16 protein-coding genes and 2 pseudogenes are annotated in these 18,209 nt (G+C 32.7%); all 18 read right to left on the bottom strand.

What is annotated here, in order from left to right:
• Positions 1-506: 506 nt before the first annotated feature.
• The 18 genes and pseudogenes from N4A68_06820 to secD all read right to left on the bottom strand — a co-directional run bounded on the left by N4A68_06820 (position 507) and on the right by secD (position 18,209).
• On the bottom strand, positions 507-1,076 hold the full coding sequence (locus N4A68_06820) for a methyltransferase domain-containing protein (GenBank protein MCT4564019.1): 570 nt from the start codon (positions 1,074-1,076) through the stop codon (positions 507-509).
• A 326-nt stretch (positions 1,077-1,402) separates the two neighbouring features.
• On the bottom strand, positions 1,403-1,834 hold the full coding sequence (locus tag N4A68_06815; GenBank protein ID MCT4564018.1) for a VOC family protein: 432 nt from the start codon (positions 1,832-1,834) through the stop codon (positions 1,403-1,405).
• A gap of 3 nt (positions 1,835-1,837) precedes the next feature.
• Positions 1,838-2,314 (bottom strand): annotated as a pseudogene (locus N4A68_06810) (DNA alkylation repair protein).
• Positions 2,315-2,829: 515 nt separating this feature from the next.
• Positions 2,830-3,759: an aminoglycoside 6-adenylyltransferase gene (locus N4A68_06805; protein MCT4564017.1), complete on the bottom strand. Its 930-nt coding sequence runs from the start codon at positions 3,757-3,759 to the stop codon at positions 2,830-2,832.
• A gap of 223 nt (positions 3,760-3,982) precedes the next feature.
• The gene (locus tag N4A68_06800; protein MCT4564016.1) at positions 3,983-4,366 is read right to left on the bottom strand and encodes an N-acetyltransferase; all 384 of its coding nucleotides are present in this window, start codon (positions 4,364-4,366) and stop codon (positions 3,983-3,985) included.
• 169 nt (positions 4,367-4,535) lie between these two features.
• Positions 4,536-5,060, bottom strand: coding sequence for a GNAT family N-acetyltransferase (locus tag N4A68_06795; protein MCT4564015.1), 525 nt, complete (start codon positions 5,058-5,060; stop codon positions 4,536-4,538).
• A 366-nt stretch (positions 5,061-5,426) separates the two neighbouring features.
• Positions 5,427-6,269, bottom strand: a complete 843-nt coding sequence (locus N4A68_06790; protein MCT4564014.1) for an MBL fold metallo-hydrolase — start codon at positions 6,267-6,269, stop codon at positions 5,427-5,429.
• A 209-nt stretch (positions 6,270-6,478) separates the two neighbouring features.
• Positions 6,479-6,721: pseudogene (locus N4A68_06785) on the bottom strand (tyrosine-type recombinase/integrase).
• Positions 6,722-7,128: 407 nt separating this feature from the next.
• Positions 7,129-8,604, bottom strand: a complete 1,476-nt coding sequence (gene hemZ, locus N4A68_06780) for a coproporphyrinogen dehydrogenase HemZ (protein MCT4564013.1) — start codon at positions 8,602-8,604, stop codon at positions 7,129-7,131.
• 103 nt (positions 8,605-8,707) lie between these two features.
• Positions 8,708-8,890 (bottom strand): hypothetical protein, encoded by a 183-nt coding sequence (locus N4A68_06775; GenBank protein ID MCT4564012.1) that lies wholly within the window; start codon positions 8,888-8,890, stop codon positions 8,708-8,710.
• A gap of 133 nt (positions 8,891-9,023) precedes the next feature.
• Positions 9,024-9,647, bottom strand: coding sequence for an MBL fold metallo-hydrolase (locus tag N4A68_06770; protein ID MCT4564011.1), 624 nt, complete (start codon positions 9,645-9,647; stop codon positions 9,024-9,026).
• Positions 9,648-9,659: 12 nt separating this feature from the next.
• Positions 9,660-10,109 carry a D-aminoacyl-tRNA deacylase gene (gene dtd / locus N4A68_06765; GenBank protein ID MCT4564010.1) on the bottom strand — a complete coding sequence of 150 codons (450 nt, stop codon included), beginning with the start codon at positions 10,107-10,109 and terminating at the stop codon, positions 9,660-9,662.
• 142 nt (positions 10,110-10,251) lie between these two features.
• Entirely contained in the window at positions 10,252-12,420 is a 2,169-nt protein-coding gene (locus N4A68_06760) for a bifunctional (p)ppGpp synthetase/guanosine-3',5'-bis(diphosphate) 3'-pyrophosphohydrolase (protein MCT4564009.1), read from the bottom strand.
• 363 nt (positions 12,421-12,783) lie between these two features.
• Positions 12,784-13,296 carry an adenine phosphoribosyltransferase gene (locus N4A68_06755; protein MCT4564008.1) on the bottom strand — a complete coding sequence of 171 codons (513 nt, stop codon included), beginning with the start codon at positions 13,294-13,296 and terminating at the stop codon, positions 12,784-12,786.
• Between the two features lie 84 nt (positions 13,297-13,380).
• The gene (locus N4A68_06750) at positions 13,381-14,727 is read right to left on the bottom strand and encodes a hypothetical protein (GenBank protein ID MCT4564007.1); all 1,347 of its coding nucleotides are present in this window, start codon (positions 14,725-14,727) and stop codon (positions 13,381-13,383) included.
• Positions 14,728-15,100: 373 nt separating this feature from the next.
• The gene (locus tag N4A68_06745) at positions 15,101-15,484 is read right to left on the bottom strand and encodes a LapA family protein (protein ID MCT4564006.1); all 384 of its coding nucleotides are present in this window, start codon (positions 15,482-15,484) and stop codon (positions 15,101-15,103) included.
• A 435-nt stretch (positions 15,485-15,919) separates the two neighbouring features.
• Positions 15,920-16,780, bottom strand: a complete 861-nt coding sequence (gene secF, locus N4A68_06740; protein ID MCT4564005.1) for a protein translocase subunit SecF — start codon at positions 16,778-16,780, stop codon at positions 15,920-15,922.
• A 133-nt stretch (positions 16,781-16,913) separates the two neighbouring features.
• A complete protein-coding gene (gene secD, locus N4A68_06735; GenBank protein MCT4564004.1) occupies positions 16,914-18,209 on the bottom strand; it encodes a protein translocase subunit SecD in 1,296 nt (431 codons plus the stop codon).

Here is an 18,209-nt window from a genome sequence, read left to right as displayed (position 1 = left end):
TCCTGACTCTTCTCTTTCTACATACCATGTTCTTTGACCCCGGTAGACCTTCTAAGTCTCACCATATCGACTTATCCGTTTTGACTTCCGTGACGTTAAACACGTCGTCATCTACAAAAACCTACTACTGTAGGGACACGATTGACGGGGCTGGATATGCTTCAGGGATTATGGTCTCCTCTATGGTCTATAGAATTCTCTGTGTACACTTCACTCTGACTGTCGCCAGCCACAGCGCAACACTTGATAAAGGTAGTTGGCTAGACCTTGCCTTACCAGAACTTTCATCTGGTCAGAAGAGCCAAGCTTTGCTTGGCGTACTAACGGTACCGTGCTCCCGACGTCTCTGAACCGGACCCTCAAAGCCCTTCTTTCTGGCGGTGCTCGCACCCGGTGAAGAGATGTGCGTAGCGAACGGGAGTATTTTGTTATACGATGTTGCACAATCTCTTGCTATGTGAAAACATGAAATATCACAGATACAAATACAAACTAGTTGACTATTTTTATACTTTCTCAAATATATATACTTCAAAAAATCCCCTTGAATCATCGTTAATCTCTTGATGCATAATTAAATTCAAATTATTAAATCTATCTTTAAATTCATCCTTTTTTAATATATCATCTTCTGATATTTTTTCATTAACGTGTTGCTTATACCCAAAACCACATATAAATAATATACCGTTTTGTTTTAATAAATCAGGAAGTACCTCCATAATTTCTTCTTGGGGTTTATAATGATTAATTATTATATTATCAAAACTGTTTAGTCCAGATAAACTATCAGCATTATTCAAATTTACCGTTTTTGTAGTTACCTGTAAGTTATGCTTATCTGAAAAATACTGTAATCGTTTTAGTGCTTCTTCACTAAAGTCTATTCCTGTTACATTAAATCCTTTTTCGGCTAAGTATATCGCATTTCTCCCATCACCGCATGCTAAATCTAAAACAGTTCCTTTTTTCAGAGTTGATATATTGTCACAAAGACTTTTTTCTGGATTCATTAATTTCATATGTCTATTTCTAAATTTCTGTTCCCAAACATCTTTTGTATACATATAAGTCATTTTATAACCTTCCTTCTAGTAATAATAGCTGATACTATTATACCCGATAATCACTCCTAAGGAATACCCTGAAGTGCAATGTTGTATAACGTTTGGCGTTTGAGACGTCGTAGAATCGGACTTTTACGGATTACCCCTTGGTGGTGCTTGCACCCGATGAGACGATGTGATGCACCTGACTCTCCCTCAAAACGTACTTCCGTGCACCTTTACTCAAACGCTTTGTTATATAACGTGGGAGGCCCCGTGACTCAGAGGTCGACAGGACGTCGGCCCCTCAAAGCCCTACTTACCTTTACCAAAATTACATATTATACTCATACTCCTTACTTGTAATTACCTGTTATCTCAATTATATTTCCATCAGGGTCATCCACTAAAAAATAGTAATAAGGTGAAGCAATATTTAAATACAGAATTTCTGTTACTTTACCTATGTTTAATTTTTTAATTCGCTCATATTCCGCATTGAGGTCATCTACATAAAAATTTAATACAAAATTATTACCATATTGAATTTTCCTGTCTTTGTAATATGTAAGATATTCATTGCTGTAATGTGTTTCTAAATTTTCTCCTCGTTTAATTAGTTCTTCATCATATTTGGGATTATATAATGCAATACAGCTTCCAAAATCAAATTGTGCCCATCTATTATAATTTTGAGAAGAAACCTTCATTTGTAATAATGCTTCATAAAATTCAATTGACTTTTGAAAATCCTTTACTATTAGATAAGTAGAACCTAAATTTAACATATACTAATCCTCCATCAAACATGATTTCATTTCTTTGTCAAATTTCTCTAACGCATATCTAAATGATACCCTCGGCATAATATCTTTGTTCTTCATTAAATAATCATAGACATTATTTTTTTCAATCTGAGATAAAATTTTCAACATCCAGCCATAACCTTTTAATACAAGGTGGTGGCTATCATTCATTAAAGCATCAGATATTAAAAACGGTTCAATGTTTTCATATTTATTGTGTTTAATCGGATATATTAAAATTACAGCTTATGCTCTTCTTACACAAAAGTTAGGATGTTTAGTCCATTTAAGAATATGTTCGAATAATTCATTATTCTGGCTAAGTAATTCACCAAAAGCATGAGTACAAAAATCATCACAGTCTCCCCAACCAGTGACATACTCTTTGAGCCACCTCTCAAAAATTGTAAATGTATTATCATTATACTGTTTTCTAACTCTATAAGCCCAATCATATGCAATAACACCTAATGCCTATTCTCGTTCATTAAGTAAGCGCTCGCAAAGTGTAAAGACATTATCAATACTTTTATTCTCTACAACTTTATACAATGCGGACGAAGTTTTTCTAATTTTACCTGTTGTCAAACCATTCTCTTTTGTTAAGTTTTTAAGTCTATTTCTTGTTTCTAATACAATATCATTCACATACATCACAACTTTCCAAATAATTATTTCTATCCAGACTTTCACAAACTAAATCCGCCACACGATGTGGCGAGCTTTTGCATCCCATGTTATATAACGGTCCGTGTTTGCGACGTCCTTGAGCTGGACCCATAAGAAATACTTCTTTAGTGGTGTTTGCACCCAGCGAAAGGATGTGGTGCGATGGCTTAACCTCATTAACTTACTTTAGCACCCCTATGGAAACATTTTGTTAGGTGATGGAAGATGTCCCAAGATTCAGCAGTTGACATGGATGTCAGCTCCTTAGGACAAATCCCTTATATCAAATTGGCACCATATTAAGTAATTTAAAAATCTGTTGCATCTTTCGGCAATTCTTTAATTTTATTAATATATTCTGTAACATTTATATCATATTGCAATGGATATGTATAACCTAACTTTTCAGCTAATACTGTACCAATGTCTTGTATTAAAATACCTGCTCTAAAAAGTTTTTGCCACATATCTTCATAATCTATAGTTGAATATAAATTTATAAAATCATTATAGCGTTTTTTAGATAATAAACGTTTAAACCACTTTCCACACTTCCCAACATTGACTTTCCAATTATATCTTAAGCCTATTTCCCATGATAGAATTTTTCTTATGCAGTCTATTAGAATAACATCAAACATATATTTTGCAATCGGTAATTCATCTCTCCATATTGCCTTTGCTACATATGTTTGAATCCACCAAGATTCATTAAATACTTTTTCAAATTCATCTTGAGTTGGCTTTATAACATAGTGTTTACTCTCATTTGACAAACTCAATATTGGTGCTATATTATCTTTATCCAATAATATTTTACTTAATGTATCTTCTTTTATCACTTCTTCTATTTTGGAAATATCACTGAATCGCAAATCTATTCTGACACCATCTTTAAATTGCATAAGGAAAATATATGATCTATCACGGAAATTATTCTGCTGAAAGATAACAAGCTCTCCAAACTCATTTATCCATTCCTGATTTATCTTATAACTTATATCTTCAATATTTGTAATAAAGAATACTATGTCATAATCCTGCATAATGTCTTTTGGAGCATTAGGATTGACTCTTGAACCATTAATCATTACAGCCCTAACTCTTTCATCTTGCTTAGCAAAGGTCATAATCTGCCTTATAACTTCATTTTCTTTTCTCATGTTTATCACTACTCCTGCCACAGATTGTTTATAAATTAGCGCCATGGAAGGCGCGTCTTTTACATCGTCTTTCACCTAACGTCTCGTGTTTGCAACGTCCCTGAATCGGACCCTCAAAGCCTTTCCCCTTGGCGGTGGTTACACCCGGTGAAGGGATGTGGTGCACATGTACTGCCCCAAAAAAGTGCCTCTGTGCACCCTTGTGCAAACATATTGTTAGATGATGTTGACTCATTCAGCTCCAGCGTACAACCCTAATTTTTTTTATTACTTATTTTGTATAGTATAATCCCTAAAATCACTTCTTAGGAAAAAGTGCATCATATTTTTTTGCTTTGTCTGGATTTACATCATATAATGGCGATTCATGAAATGTTCCTGTAATACCTTCCAAGTCACCATAGATAAGTTCCATAGCCATAAATGCTGGATAGTTATCACCGTTACTCGTGGTAATGTTAAATTCTTCAGCCTCTTTGAATCCAAACCGTGGATAATAAGACGGATGCCCGAAAAAAACAACTGCACCGTAACCCAATCTAGCAGCAACTTTGAGTGAATGGCGCATAAGAGCGCTACCTACATCTTGTTTTTGATACTCAGGTAAAACGCTTAAAGGACCAAAGTTAAGAACATCGTGACGTGACCCATCAGGTAAAAGTACATATGCCTTACTGTACATAACGTTTCTTGTTTGCAACGTTCCTGAATTGGACCCTAAAGGAATACCGTCTTGCCGGTGCTTCGCACCCGATAAAGGAATGTGGTGCCGACTGGCTAGACCCCAAAAACTTTCCTCTAGGCTCCCTTGCGCAAACATTTTGTTAGACGTCGTTAAAACTCCTAAACTATTAATAATTCTTATTTATTTTTTCAAACAAGACACCATCTTCCCACTTTCCATTAATTTTGATAACTTTTTTTGTTCTTCCAATAAATTCAAAACCATTTTTAACTAAAACTATTTGAGAACCAATATTTTTATTGGAAGTTCCTGCTTCCACTCTATGAAGTTTATATTTTTCAAATGCTTCTTTACACGCTAACTTAACAGCTTCAGTTGCATATCCCTTGCCATTATGTTCTTTACCAATCCGATAACCGATTTCTGCTTTTTGAAATATCCCTCTTGCAATTGAAAATAAATTTACTCTTCCTACTAATTTTTCTTTTTCATTTCGAATTAAATACATATAACAAAGTCCTTTATTTTGTTCATCTTCTATTTCTTCTAAAATTTGTTTAAGATTTTCTATATCATAGTAATAATCTCCCCTTGGAGGTATAATGGTTTCAAAAAATGCTTTGTTTTGCTTTTCAAACTCTAATATTTCTTCTGAATTATGTCTTGACAATAATTGAATAGATACAGTCATATTTTTCTCTCCTTTTTATTTTATAATTTATATTAAGCTTAATAATAAATTCATTCTATGTTTACATATGATATTTTTTCTTGAAGAAATGACGTCTAACGGTTCTGTGTTCACGACGCCGTCGAAGCTTACAGGTGATTGCTCATGGCGGGGTGCCCTTTGGGTCGCCTAATGCAGTCACTGACTCGGTTGCTGAGATGGTGTGACGTGGCTTTCTTTTAAGTAGACTCCTTCTGACTCGCCCTATTGGAGACACTACCACGTCCTTGTGTGAACACGTTGTTATATGATGAGATTTCAAAGACCCAAGTGGTATTTAGTTTTTCAGCTATGTCTTAAATCCTAGAGCATCTTTCAATTTATCAGTTAAACATTAATTAGCATACCATCATATGCAAATTGAACATTATCATATTGGACTTCAAGATTAATATAATCATCATAAGATTTACCCCAATCTTCTTCTAGATGTGTCACAATAACCGTTTTTATATTGAATTTTTTCTTTAAGTCCATTACTTCTGACATACTAAATAACTCTTCTCGTAAAGAATTATCTTCACTTAATGTATACCCATCTTTTAGTGTTTCCCCTACAATAGTATTTCCAATTATCATTACATCTGCATCAATAAATATATCTTCATTTGGAAAGGGTTTTACATCACAAGGTGCATAAATTAGCTTTTTGCCTTCACTTTCAAATACAAAAATAGTTGACCTGTCAATTCTAATGAAAGAAATCTTAATCCTATCTATTTTTTGATACTTTTCAACTTTGCACCTTCTAATTAAATTTCGGACATTTTCGTAATAATCTAGAAAACTTCCATACCTTGATTGAATTGCATTCAAATCTTCCATGACATGTGGCATTGCTATCACATCTATAGGATTATTGCATTCTCTTCCTTCTGAAACTTCAAACCAATTTAGTCTTAAATGTTCAAACACTCTAAAGCCCAATGTATGGTCTGGATCCAGATGACTAAACAAGACCGTATCTATTCTTTGTATATTACTATTATTTATTGCGTGTACAATATCTTCAGGAGTATCAATTAATAAGTTTATATCATGTAGAAATAGTGAACATCCATATCTTGAATAAGGTCTCCCTTTTTCTCTAGCTTCTTGACAAATCTTACAATTACATAATGGCTTAGGAAGTGCCACGCAACCTCCACTCCCTATTATTTCAAATTTCATGTCAAATCCTCCTATTCAATTTTTTACACTCTAGCTATTAGAATACACTTTTTTAATAACAAAAATACTAACTAACGGTCCCAAAAACAAAAGACCAGTAAGATTGAAATCTTTTCATATAACTTAAGGCTTACCGACCACTTTGTGTCGCTAATACTCCCCCTATAGCTGTATATTGTTCTAAATTTTTCATTCACCCATTTACCATATCAATCAGTTTCTTTAAATATCCTATCTGAAGGACTTTCTATTTTTCTTAAATTTGTTTCACTAACACGTGTATATATCTCTGTAGTTTTTGAATTTGTATGTCCTAATAATTCCTGAATATATCTAAGATCAGTCCCACCTTCTAGTAAGTGTGTTGCAAAGGAATGCCTTAATGAATGAACCGAAACATTCTTTTTTATTTTTGTCTTTATACAAGCCTTTTTAAATACTCCTTGAATTGACAATTGTATTGTTACATACATCATTCCAATCTATATCTTCTTTATTAAACATTCTCATTATTTTCATTTTACTCTTTTCAATTCCCAATATCAATTTTTGTATATTTGTTATAATTCTCTATATTAATTCTTTTTCCTTCAAAATATCCAATAAACATATATTAGCTCAACCCGTTATATTAATTAAAATTTACAACTAAAAAAGCCCTAACAATTATGTTTACCTATCATTGTAATAATCAAAAAACAAGATAGGAAAAAACATATGTTAGAGCTTAGTAGGTTATATATCAAGAAAATAACTTCCCCTAATGTTAATCTTAAACATTAACTCTCAAAGGCTGTTATCTTCACATAAATGTTTTAAGTTAGTACTTCACATTAATTCCCAAATATATACTTGTAGTTTAAAGAAGCTGCTTCCTTTTCCTTTCTACCATCTCATCTACTCTTTTTATATATTCATCAACATTCTTTACATTTGGTACTCTTTCAAGGCGATTTTCCTTTGGGAAAGCAATCTTTGATATAGCTCCAGCTCCTAGGGCTATAATGGACTGCTTCTCTTCCATTATTTGAATATTATATATACATTCATGATCCCTTTTACAATATCCAACGTTTTCTAGATTACCCACCATATACTTTTGTCTATACATATAATATGGATACAATCCCATCCCATGGGAGTAACTTTTTGTTAAAGCCAGCATTTCATTAGCTAAAGTCTCTTTAGCCATTTCAAATTCTTCCATTGATTCCTTTAACTTAGAACTCCTTTTAATAGCCAATGTATGGACTGTAAGATTCTCAGGACTTAGCTTTTTTATAGATTCTAGGGTATTTTTTATTTCCTCTATCCCCTCATTGGGAAGTCCAATAATTATGTCCATATTAATAGTTCTAAACCCCACTTTCCTGGCCATATAGAAGGCGTTTTCTATCTCTTCAGGAGTATGCTGTCTTCCTATTAGACTTAGTGTTCTTCCATTCATGGTCTGAGGATTTATACTAATTCGATGGACTCCATTTTCCTTAAGAACCTGTAGCTTATGTATGTCTATAGTATCAGGCCTACCTGCCTCAACAGTAAATTCCTTAAGCCTTGATACATCAAAGGCCTTTAGTACATGTTTTATAAGTTCATCAAGCTGTACCGAAGATAGGGTAGTGGGAGTTCCCCCACCTATATATATAGTTTCCACCATCTTATTGGCTTCATGTAATAGTTCACTTGTCCTTTTAATCTCTATATATAATGCATTGAGATACTCCTCAATTTTACTACTACCCTTTTTAACGGGATTAGAAGGAAAAGAACAATATACACATCTAGTTGGACAGAATGGTATACTAATATATATACTTACCAAATCTTCATTAATTGGATATACATATTTTCTCTCAACCATGGCGACATCGGTTACTAACCTTGCTTTTTCATTAGATATTTTGTATTCCTTTCTCAAAATATCACTTATCTCATTCAAATTGTGATTTTGATCCAATAATTCATGTACTATTTTAGTAGGTCTAATACCCGTTAAAATTCCCCATGAAATCTCATTATCACTAATTTCTCCTAAAACCTCAAATATACTAAGCTTTATCTTTCTCTTTAGCTCTTTTCTATTTTCTATGCCACTATTTTTATGGCATATTCTCTCATCGAATCCAATTAATTCTTTATTCTTAATGAGCTTCGTAGAAACAATGTATTTCTTTTCTCCATCAACTACCTCGTTAATCAAAAAAAAATCATCTTTATGATCATATTGGATGTTGTCTGAAATGAAATTTATATCTTTAAATAAACCAAATACCTTTATAAGCTCTCCTATTTCATATCTAAAATCATGTCCCTTTAACATTACATTTAACATATTCTCACCTCTAAATAAATGTCTCACAATGATAAACTCTAAAACTCAAAACATTGTGAGACATCCTGGGGTTAAACTTAATACATGCTTAAATACGGCCCCTTTAATAGTATTTATTAATCTGATTTTGAAACATATTCATTTGTTCCTTAGATACACTGAGTTCTTTAGCTATTTCATCAAAACCATATCCTGCATCTACCAATTCCATTACTTCATCAAAATTTACATCAAATTGATTTTTTCTATATTCATGTGAGCAATACTTTTTAATCCCTTCATCCATATAGAATCCTCCTAAATACAGTTGATTAACAATATTTTTTCCACATCTCTTAGGAGATATTCATTAAGGCACATTCAAAAATAAACTAGCCATATTACCCGTCCTTCTGATTATTTTTTCATGTGTATAGGGTTTACTTTCTCAAAAAAGGATTTTTAACTCTTTCTAAGCCTATTGTAGATTCCGGTCCATGTCCCGGTAAAACCTTAGTAGAATCATCATAAACTAATAGTTTATTCTTTATTGACTTTATTATTTTTTCAAAGGAACCCCCTTCAAAATCTGTCCTTCCAATTGAACCAGCAAACAATGTATCTCCGGTTATTAAAACATCTTCTACTTTTATACATATACCACCGGGTGTATGTCCAGGAGTATGGATAATCTTTAATTCTAACTCACCCAATTTTATAATGTCATCATGCCTTAATATTTGATCAGCATCGAAGGTTATATCTGGCCCACTCATAAGACTAGACAGGTTCTTCTCTGCACTTTTTAACAGGTATTCGTCATCCCTATGAATTAAGATTTTTGCTCCCGTCTTTTCCTTGATTTCTTTAACCCCACCTATATGGTCTGCATGTCCGTGGGTCAATATGATATATTCAACCTCAAGAACATTTTTATTAATCCTTTTTAAAATATCCTTAGCATCCCCACCTGGGTCAATAACCGCTCCTTTATTTGTCTTTTCACAGCCTAACAGGTAACAATTTGCGGCATATATTCCGGCCGGTATTCTTTCTAAATACACGATATCAACTCCTTAAAAGGTTTTTTTACTGTCAATTAATATAGTAACAGGCCCATCGTTTGATAGGTTTATGATCATATGCTCCCTAAAGATTCCCGTTTCCACCTTAATTCCTTGCTCTCTAGCTTTAGTAACAAAATTTTCATATAAGTCATTAGCAATATCGGGTTTAGCGGCCTTCATAAAATTAGGTCGCCTTCCCTTTCTACAATCTCCTAACAAAGTAAACTGCGAAACAACTAACATTTCTCCCTTTATATCCATAACCGAAAGATTCAGCTTATCATTTTCATCTTCAAAAATACGGAGATTGACAATTTTTTCTACCATGTATTTCACATCATCCATTGTATCTCCATCTTCTACTCCTAATAGGATCATAAGACCCTTTTTAATAACCCCGACCTTATCGTCGGAAACTGTTACATCAGCTCCACTAACTCTTTGTACAACCGCTCTCATATTTAGCCTCCTACTATAGATATTACAGTTAAACAGTTAATTTATGCATATTAAAAATCCCTAGAAACATCGGATATTTTGAGATGTATAAATTAAGTTTAACTTTGAAAAATCTATACATACACTGTATTAATAAATATTATTATGATGTAACCCTCTTGACGTCAATTACATCCCTAAAAGTTCTAAATTTATTCATGAGCTTTGAAAGCTGCTCAGTATCTGTAATCTCAATAGTTAAATTTATAACAGCTAATTTTTCCTTAGTCGTTCTTGCATTTATGGCTGTTACATGAAGCTTTGATTCTGTTATAGTATTGGTCATTTCAGCTAGCAAGCCTTTACGATCACGTGCAACAATCTGAATTTCAGTTGAATATGCAATCTTTTTATCTGCATGCCATTCTACTTCTATCAATCTATCATAAGAAGTTGGATCGTTTTGTATATTGGGACAATCTTTACGATGTATAGTAACTCCTCTACCTCTCGTAATGTACCCTATAATTGCATCACCAGGAACAGGACTACAACATTTAGCAAATCTAACTAAAATATTATCTATTCCCTTAACATTAACTCCCTGTTTAGGTGTCTTTTTAGGCTTTCTTTTTGAAGTATTTGTTTGAACATTTTCCAGTTCTTCAACAGGTTTATTTTCCTTATGCTCCTCTTTATAAAGTTCCTTAAGCTTTGGAGTTACTTGATTTAAAGCAATCCCACCATAACCCATAGCTGCATATAGGTCTTCTATATTATTAAAACGTAATTTCTTCATTACTATAGTAAGCCACTCATTTTTAAGTAATTCTTTTGCTGAGTATCCCAGCCTTTTAGCTTCTTTTTCTAATAACTCCTTACCTCTTTGAGTGTTTTCTTCTCTTCTTTCTTTCTTAAACCATTGCCTAATTTTGTTCTTTGCCTGTGTACTTTTAACAAACTTCAGCCAATCCCTACTAGGCCCGTTACTATTATTTGAAGTCAATACGTCAATAATATTTCCAGTTTTCACTTTATGATCAAGGGGAACAATGCGTCCATCGACCTTGGCCCCAATACACTTATTTCCCACTGCCGAGTGAATTTTATAAGCAAAATCAACGGGTGTAGAGCCAACGGGAAGATCAATAACATCCCCCTTGGGAGTGAATACGAAAACTTGGTTAGTGAACAAATCAATTTTTAATGATTCCATAAATTCCTTTGGATCTTTTAACTCTCTTTGCCATTCCAATAACTGTCTAAGCCAAGTAAGCTTCTTGTCTATTTGATCATCATCGGTCTTACCTTCCTTATATTTCCAATGGGCTGCAATACCATATTCAGCTATCCTATGCATTTCTAGGGTTCTTATCTGAATCTCAAAGGGTTCACCCATAGGCCCAATAACTGTAGTATGCAAAGACTGATACATATTGGATTTTGGCATAGCTATATAATCCTTAAACCTTCCAGGTATAGGTTTCCATTTTGTATGAACTATTCCTAGTATGGCATAACAATCCTTTACATTATCCACAAGTACCCTTATAGCGGTCAAGTCAAAAATCTCTTCAAAGCTTTTATTTTGGTATACCATTTTTTTATAAATACTATAAAAATGCTTCGGTCTACCATATATCTCATATTCCATATCATGATTATTGAGATCTTTTTTCAGCTCATCAATAACACCATTGATATATTCTTCTCTTTCTTTTCTTTTTTTAGCCACTTTCTCTACTAGATCATAATATCCTTCCGGATCAGTATATCTTAAACAAAGATCCTCTAGTTCCCATTTGATTTTGGAGATCCCCAGCCGGTTAGCAATAGGTATATAAATTTCAAGGGTCTCCATTGCTTTCTCTTTCTTCTTTGCTTCATTCATATAATTAAGAGTTCTCATATTATGAAGCCGATCCACAAGCTTTATAAGTATTACTCTAATGTCCTTTGCCATAGCTAGAAACATCTTTCTGAGGTTTTCAGCTTGCCTTTCTTCCTTTGTTTCATATGTGAACTGTTTTAGTTTAGTAACCCCATCCACTAATAAAGCTATTTCTTCTCCAAACTCCCGGGTGATATCCTCATAGGTATATCTTGTATCTTCAACAACATCATGTAATAACCCAGCGATAATCGTGCTTTCATCCAGTTCCAATTCAGCCAAAATAAGAGCTACGTTGGCTGGATGTATAAAGAATTTCTCCCCTGATTTTCTATATTGCCCTTCATGGGCACTCTCAGCAAAGTTAAAGGCCTTTATTATTCTTGATAAATCATAATGTGGATTACAGTGCTTCACTTTTTCTATGAAATTTTCTAACATCATATCATCACCTTCTTAAACCTCTTGAAGGACTATAACGTCGAATATAATATTATGGTCTCAAGTAGGACAAAAAATAGAGTTCGATTTTTGTTTTTTATGGGAAATTATTATCCCAGATTATTCATAGAATGTTTGAAAAAATGCAAGTAGTTTTGATTCCTAAGACGTTTATGGAGTTCAAAGGCATACCTAGACGGTAGGTCGAGAATTTGATAAATGTCTTAGAAACAAAAGGACATAGCAGAGTTTTAAATTTTCTATGAATAATATGGGATTATTATTAATATGTCAAAAAAATAAGATTATATAAGAAATTATAATATATTATATAACAAAAAATAGTGAATGGAAACCCATTCACTAATACTTAATTATTGATTTCACATCATAACCCTTTAATGTATCTCTTCCACTTAAGAAGGAGAGTTCTATTAAAAATAGTACTGAAACCACTTCACCGCCTAGCTCCTCGATTAACTTAATAGTAGATAAAGTTGTTCCTCCAGTAGCTAATAGGTCATCGACAATCATAACCTTCTGACCGGGCTTAATTGAGTCTTTATGCATCTCTAATGTGTCTGTACCATATTCTAGTTCATATTCATATTTTATCGTCTCAAATGGAAGCTTACCAGGCTTTCTGACAGGTACAAAACCCTTTTTCGTAGCATAGGACATTGGGGCTCCTATTAAAAAGCCTCTAGCCTCAGGTCCTACGATGATATCATAGTCTTTATCCTTTACCTCTTCTATGCATAAATCTATAGCATTTTTATAGGCTTCACCATCCTGGAGTAAAGTGGTAATGTCCTTAAAGCTTATTCCCTCCTTAGGAAAATCTTCTACGACTCTAATCTTATCCTTTATATTCACAATAAATCCTCCCTATGTCTGTTGTTATATAGAAATTCCAGTAAAGACCTTAATTTATACTAGAAACTCTCTATAGATAAAAGTTTAATCACTCTCATTTTTTACTTTTGCTTTTAAATTAATAGTAAATAGCAACTCAGATAAATTTTTGAAGTCCTCTTTTATTCTTGTTATTCTTTTAAACAATTGTGTAGCAGAGATATCAAGCTTCTTTTTTGGTGGCGGAAGCAAATCAATATTTAGTTCTTCTTCAATATTGTAGCATATCAAATTGGCATCTGATAATATATCTAAACAAAGGTTAAGCTTAGTCAAATTCATATTTAGCAAATTGTTAGTTAAATCTTTATAAATGTATTTTTTATTATTGCTATGTCCCTTTAAATATTTATAAACTTCTACTAAATCCTCCCTATAGGGAATGACACTATCGAAAAAAACTTTTATGGGTTTTCTATCCCCTTCGTTATAAAGAAAATGAATTTTTGTATCCATGTTGATACCCATTAACATGTTTATTTGTTCTTTCATGATAGGCATGTCATATAGATAGATATTATCATACTTTTCGATATGCAAATTGCTTAAAATGGGATTTACAACTATAGCATTTTTGCCCGTTGTTTCTGGAATATTAAAGCTTACGGTGTGAAGGTTATCAGCATAACCTGTCCCATCCATAGACAAACTAAATTCTATCAGACCCTCTATAGTGTTTATCAGAATTATATTAGAGTTGTTAAAATCTATGGTTTCAATAATATAGCCAGCTCTGTCTTCTATATTTCTAAAATCTAAGATGTTTTCTAACATAAATTCCCTTTGTTTAAAATCAAATGCTTTAAAAATATTAGGAAAGCTTTTATAGTAATTATTTATCAATTCACTTTCCTTATAGCCTTCTTCACAACGTCTTCTTATATCAAGCAAATTCAACCTAATGGTTTCAATCCCCTTAAAGGAGTATACATCTAGAGTAAATACTAAATCTATTTTTTCTCCCTTGGATAGAGTACTATTATGTATACCAAGATTCATACCAATACAATCAAATACTCTATTTTTATCTTGTACCAGAAGCTTAAGATGCTCATTGTTTTCACCAAAAAAATTAACGCTGTCTACTATTATTTTTTTATAAAGGAATAGGGGTTTTAAATCTCCATAACAAAATTCCCTTAATCCTTCTATCAATTCAAATCCTATATCCTTTACACTTAGCTCCATATCAATTTCAAAGGCCGGTATTGAACTATGTTGTAAACAGCCCTGCCCGGAACTAAAAAAAGCTTTAGCTTCATCAATACTATTAATTCCTCTATTTATTAAAAGCTGTGCAATAATTTTTGAAACACCCAGCTTATCTGCCAAGTTTTCAGCTTCTATTTTACTTTCCTCTTTTAATATCCATAATTTATCATGAAGCAACATTCTTTCTCCCGTCATTTTTCATAACTGAGCAAATTGCATAGTTACTTTTTATAAAAACCCTATACTACATGTAGTTTTAAAATCCTCAAAGCTATGCCATCAAATATGCTTATACCTTAAGCCATTAAATCAAGGATGATATTCCCATATTAGGTTTATCCAAGTAAGAGTTATGCAATTTCTTCAACTACATAAGTTCAACATCAAAAAACTAACCACATAATATTATATGATAAATTATCCTATGATTCAACTGATTTCGTTCTATAGAAAGACAACATCTCCTTTATATTTCTATATTAAGTAACCGGTAACATAAAAATTCCTAGGGTCATATCATATTTTAATGTTATGACCTGTTTTTTCCATAAACCTATAACTTCTTCTCTTCTTCATTTTCTGGCTTTACATCTTCTATTATATTCTGCTCAACATTTTCTAAATTATCATTTGTGGCATTTTCATGGGATATCTCCTCGTTTATAGTTTCAGCAGGTTTTAATTCTTGAATCTCTTTTTCTAAACTCTTAATTTTATTTTGCAGTTCACGAATCTTCAAGCTAGATTTAACCTTGTTAAAAACTCCTAAAAGAGCTACAATCACCGCTCCAAATACTGCAGAGCCTAATATAACTATTGCCTGGGAAAACTGAAATTCTTTCCATAATAATTTTATGGTAACCGGTTCTGAATTCATAACTGCAAATATTGAAACAAGAATGGCAAATACAAGTGAAAATATAAATAAAATCTGCATAAAATCACTCCTTAACAGCTTCAGCCTTTATAGGGTACATGAAAAAATAAACAAGTCAGATTTGGAAGTCATTTTGATTATTTTCTAGGTACTCTATCTTGAACATACTCACCGTTTATTTTTTAAATGTGCCTAAAATTAATATTCAACAAAAACCCTTTTTATCCTTCTTTAAATTGATAAAAACCCATGGAAATTCATAAATCCCATGGGTTTCAGGCTACCTAAAAACTGGAATTTCTTCGTTGTTGCTTCACCCCAGAATCCTTACGTATGTCTATATACGCTGCGGACTCTGGGTTTTAGCACGCCTTGAACTTCAAGTTTTTAGGCAGTCTGTCATCTTGTAGATTTTGTCTACAATCTGAAACCCATGGGAATTCTTAAATCCCATGGGTTTGTTTATAACTTATATTATACAAGACCAATACCGTCTTATTTCTTAGCCATGCTTTTTGATATCGCCCAAACTGGACTAGCAATAAATATAGATGAATATGTTCCTGTAAGTACCCCTGCTAAAAGCGGTAAAGCAAATTCTTTAATTGATTCAACCCCAAATACATATAAGCATCCGATCACTAAAAGTGTAGTTATAGATGTATTGATTGATCTAGTTAATGTTTGCTTTATACTATTATCAGCGATCTCAAAGTACGACTCTTTTTTTCTATATTTAAGATTTTCCCTTAACCTATCAAATACAACAATTGTATCATTTATAGAGTACCCCACTATTGTTAGAATTGCAGCAATAAAGGGACTATTTACTGGAACCTTGAATATAGAATATATTGATAACACTATCAGTGTATCGTGAATAAGTGCTACAATAGCAGCAGCTCCGAATCTAAATTGAAATCTATAACTTATATAGATAAGCATTCCTATAGAAGCTAAAAGTATAGAAATCAAAGCTTTGTTTCTAATTTCGCTTCCCATAGCTGGTCCAAATTGCTGTGCTTGTCTAAAATCTGTATCCTTTAAATTATATTTTTCCTTAAAAGCATTAAATATTTCCACTCTCTTTTGATTTGATAAATCCTTCTTAGTCTTGATTATTACTTCCTTTTTATCTACTCCAGCATGTAGTACATCTGCATTTAATTCAAACTGAGAAGTTAGCTCCTTAATCTCCTCAACTGTAAAATCTTGACCAATATTAAATTGCATCAAGGTTCCGCCAGTAAAATCTATACCAAGGTTAACACCAGAAGTAATTGCCATAACTAGTCCTAAAATCATAACTGCTAACGATATACTAAACCAAATTTTATAATTCTGTGCAATTTTCATATTAATTCTCCCTTCTGTAGATATCAATCTCTAGACCTTCTTATATTTTAGAAAAGTAATGAATGTTTCATATCTCTCTTTTAATATTTTGATCATAGAGCTGTATATCCTTCCATAACTTTAAAAAGTTATTTTACGCCCCAAATAGCTTAATATTTTTGAATATATCCATTCTCACAATAAGTTTCAATAAATACTTAGTAACAAATACTGCTGTAAACATACTTGCCAGTATACCAACCATAAGTGTTACTGCAAATCCTTGTATCGGTCCAAGTCCAAAATAGTAAAGTACTATTGCGGCTATGAAGGTAGTGATGTTTGCATCTAGAATTGTTCTAAGTGCCTTAGCAAAACCTGAATCTATGGAAGATCTTATGGTTTTTCCATTTCTTAGTTCTTCCTTTAATCTCTCAAAGATTATTACATTAGCATCAACAGCCATACCTACACCTAAAATCAATCCAGCTACTCCAGGTAGTGTTAATGTCGCATTTAGTCCTATTAATACAAAAACAACGATTAAGATATAAATAATCAAAGCAATATTAGCAACTAATCCAGGTACCCTGTAATATAGAAGCATAAATAGAAGTACAAGTAATATACCTATTTTAGCCGCATCAAGGCTTGTCTTAAGGGAATCCAACCCTAGAGTAGGTCCAATCGCTGAAGTTTGTTTCTCAATTAGGTTAACTGGCAATGCTCCCCCTCTAATAAGTGCAGCAAGATTTGCCGCAGACTCAGAGGTAAAACTTCCTGATATAGAAGCTTTTCCATTGGGAATCTCATCATTAACCATTGGACTAGAAATTATTTGATCATCTAATACAATATGTATTATTTTATCTACATTCATCATCATTTTTGAAGAATCATTTGGATCAACTATCTTTTCTGGCAGCTTAGATAGTTCCCTTGTAGCTATCTGAAATAACTTAGTTCCTTCACTATTTAATTCTAAGCTAACTACAGGCTTATTAGTTTTACCATCAAATCCTAGTTTAGCATTCTTTACATCATTACCACTGATAACTAGTTCTCCATTTGACTTAACAAATTTAAGCTGAGCTGTCTTCCCTATTGCATCAATAGCTTCTTGAGCATCCTTTACACCAGGTAGCTCTATTCTTATTCTTTTCTCACCTTCAAGTACAATGTTAGGCTCAGTAAGTCCCATAGCATTAACACGTCTAGTTATTACTTCTTTGGTTTGATCCATTATTCTCTTTAATTCGTCACCCTTTACATCTGTATCAGCTTCTAGTACTACAAAAGCTCCACCCTCAATATCCAAACCTAATTTCATTGAATCCTTAACAGGATCAATAGTAAAACTACCTATTTTCAGTCCAGAAAAAGCAGTATATATACCTGCCCCTACAATAACTAGGACAAGTAAAAATATAAAAAAGTTTTTTAACTTCAT

Source organism: Maledivibacter sp., assembly GCA_025210375.1.
In the GTDB taxonomy this organism is placed as follows: domain Bacteria; phylum Bacillota; class Clostridia; order Peptostreptococcales; family Caminicellaceae; genus JAOASB01.
Note: the sequence above shows the minus strand (reverse complement) of the source record. Positions and strands in the feature narration are given on the sequence as shown.

Bases quoted from the DNA above. Each gene is read 5' to 3' on its own strand.
- N4A68_06790 (MCT4564014.1), bottom strand. From the start codon at position 6,269: ATGAAATTTGAAATAATAGGGAGTGGAGGTTGCGTGGCACTTCCTAAG.
- dtd (MCT4564010.1), bottom strand. From the start codon at position 10,109: ATGAGAGCGGTTGTACAAAGAGTTAGTGGAGCTGATGTAACAGTTTCC.
- N4A68_06820 (MCT4564019.1), bottom strand. From the start codon at position 1,076: ATGACTTATATGTATACAAAAGATGTTTGGGAACAGAAATTTAGAAAT.
- N4A68_06745 (MCT4564006.1), bottom strand. From the start codon at position 15,484: ATGCAGATTTTATTTATATTTTCACTTGTATTTGCCATTCTTGTTTCA.
- secD (MCT4564004.1), bottom strand. From the start codon at position 18,209: ATGAAGTTAAAAAACTTTTTTATATTTTTACTTGTCCTAGTTATTGTA.
- N4A68_06815 (MCT4564018.1), bottom strand. From the start codon at position 1,834: ATGTTAAATTTAGGTTCTACTTATCTAATAGTAAAGGATTTTCAAAAG.
- secF (MCT4564005.1), bottom strand. From the start codon at position 16,780: ATGAAAATTGCACAGAATTATAAAATTTGGTTTAGTATATCGTTAGCA.
- hemZ (MCT4564013.1), bottom strand. From the start codon at position 8,604: ATGTTAAATGTAATGTTAAAGGGACATGATTTTAGATATGAAATAGGA.
- N4A68_06775 (MCT4564012.1), bottom strand. From the start codon at position 8,890: ATGGATGAAGGGATTAAAAAGTATTGCTCACATGAATATAGAAAAAAT.
- N4A68_06760 (MCT4564009.1), bottom strand. From the start codon at position 12,420: ATGTTAGAAAATTTCATAGAAAAAGTGAAGCACTGTAATCCACATTAT.
- N4A68_06800 (MCT4564016.1), bottom strand. From the start codon at position 4,366: ATGTACAGTAAGGCATATGTACTTTTACCTGATGGGTCACGTCACGAT.
- N4A68_06750 (MCT4564007.1), bottom strand. From the start codon at position 14,727: ATGTTGCTTCATGATAAATTATGGATATTAAAAGAGGAAAGTAAAATA.
- N4A68_06795 (MCT4564015.1), bottom strand. From the start codon at position 5,060: ATGACTGTATCTATTCAATTATTGTCAAGACATAATTCAGAAGAAATA.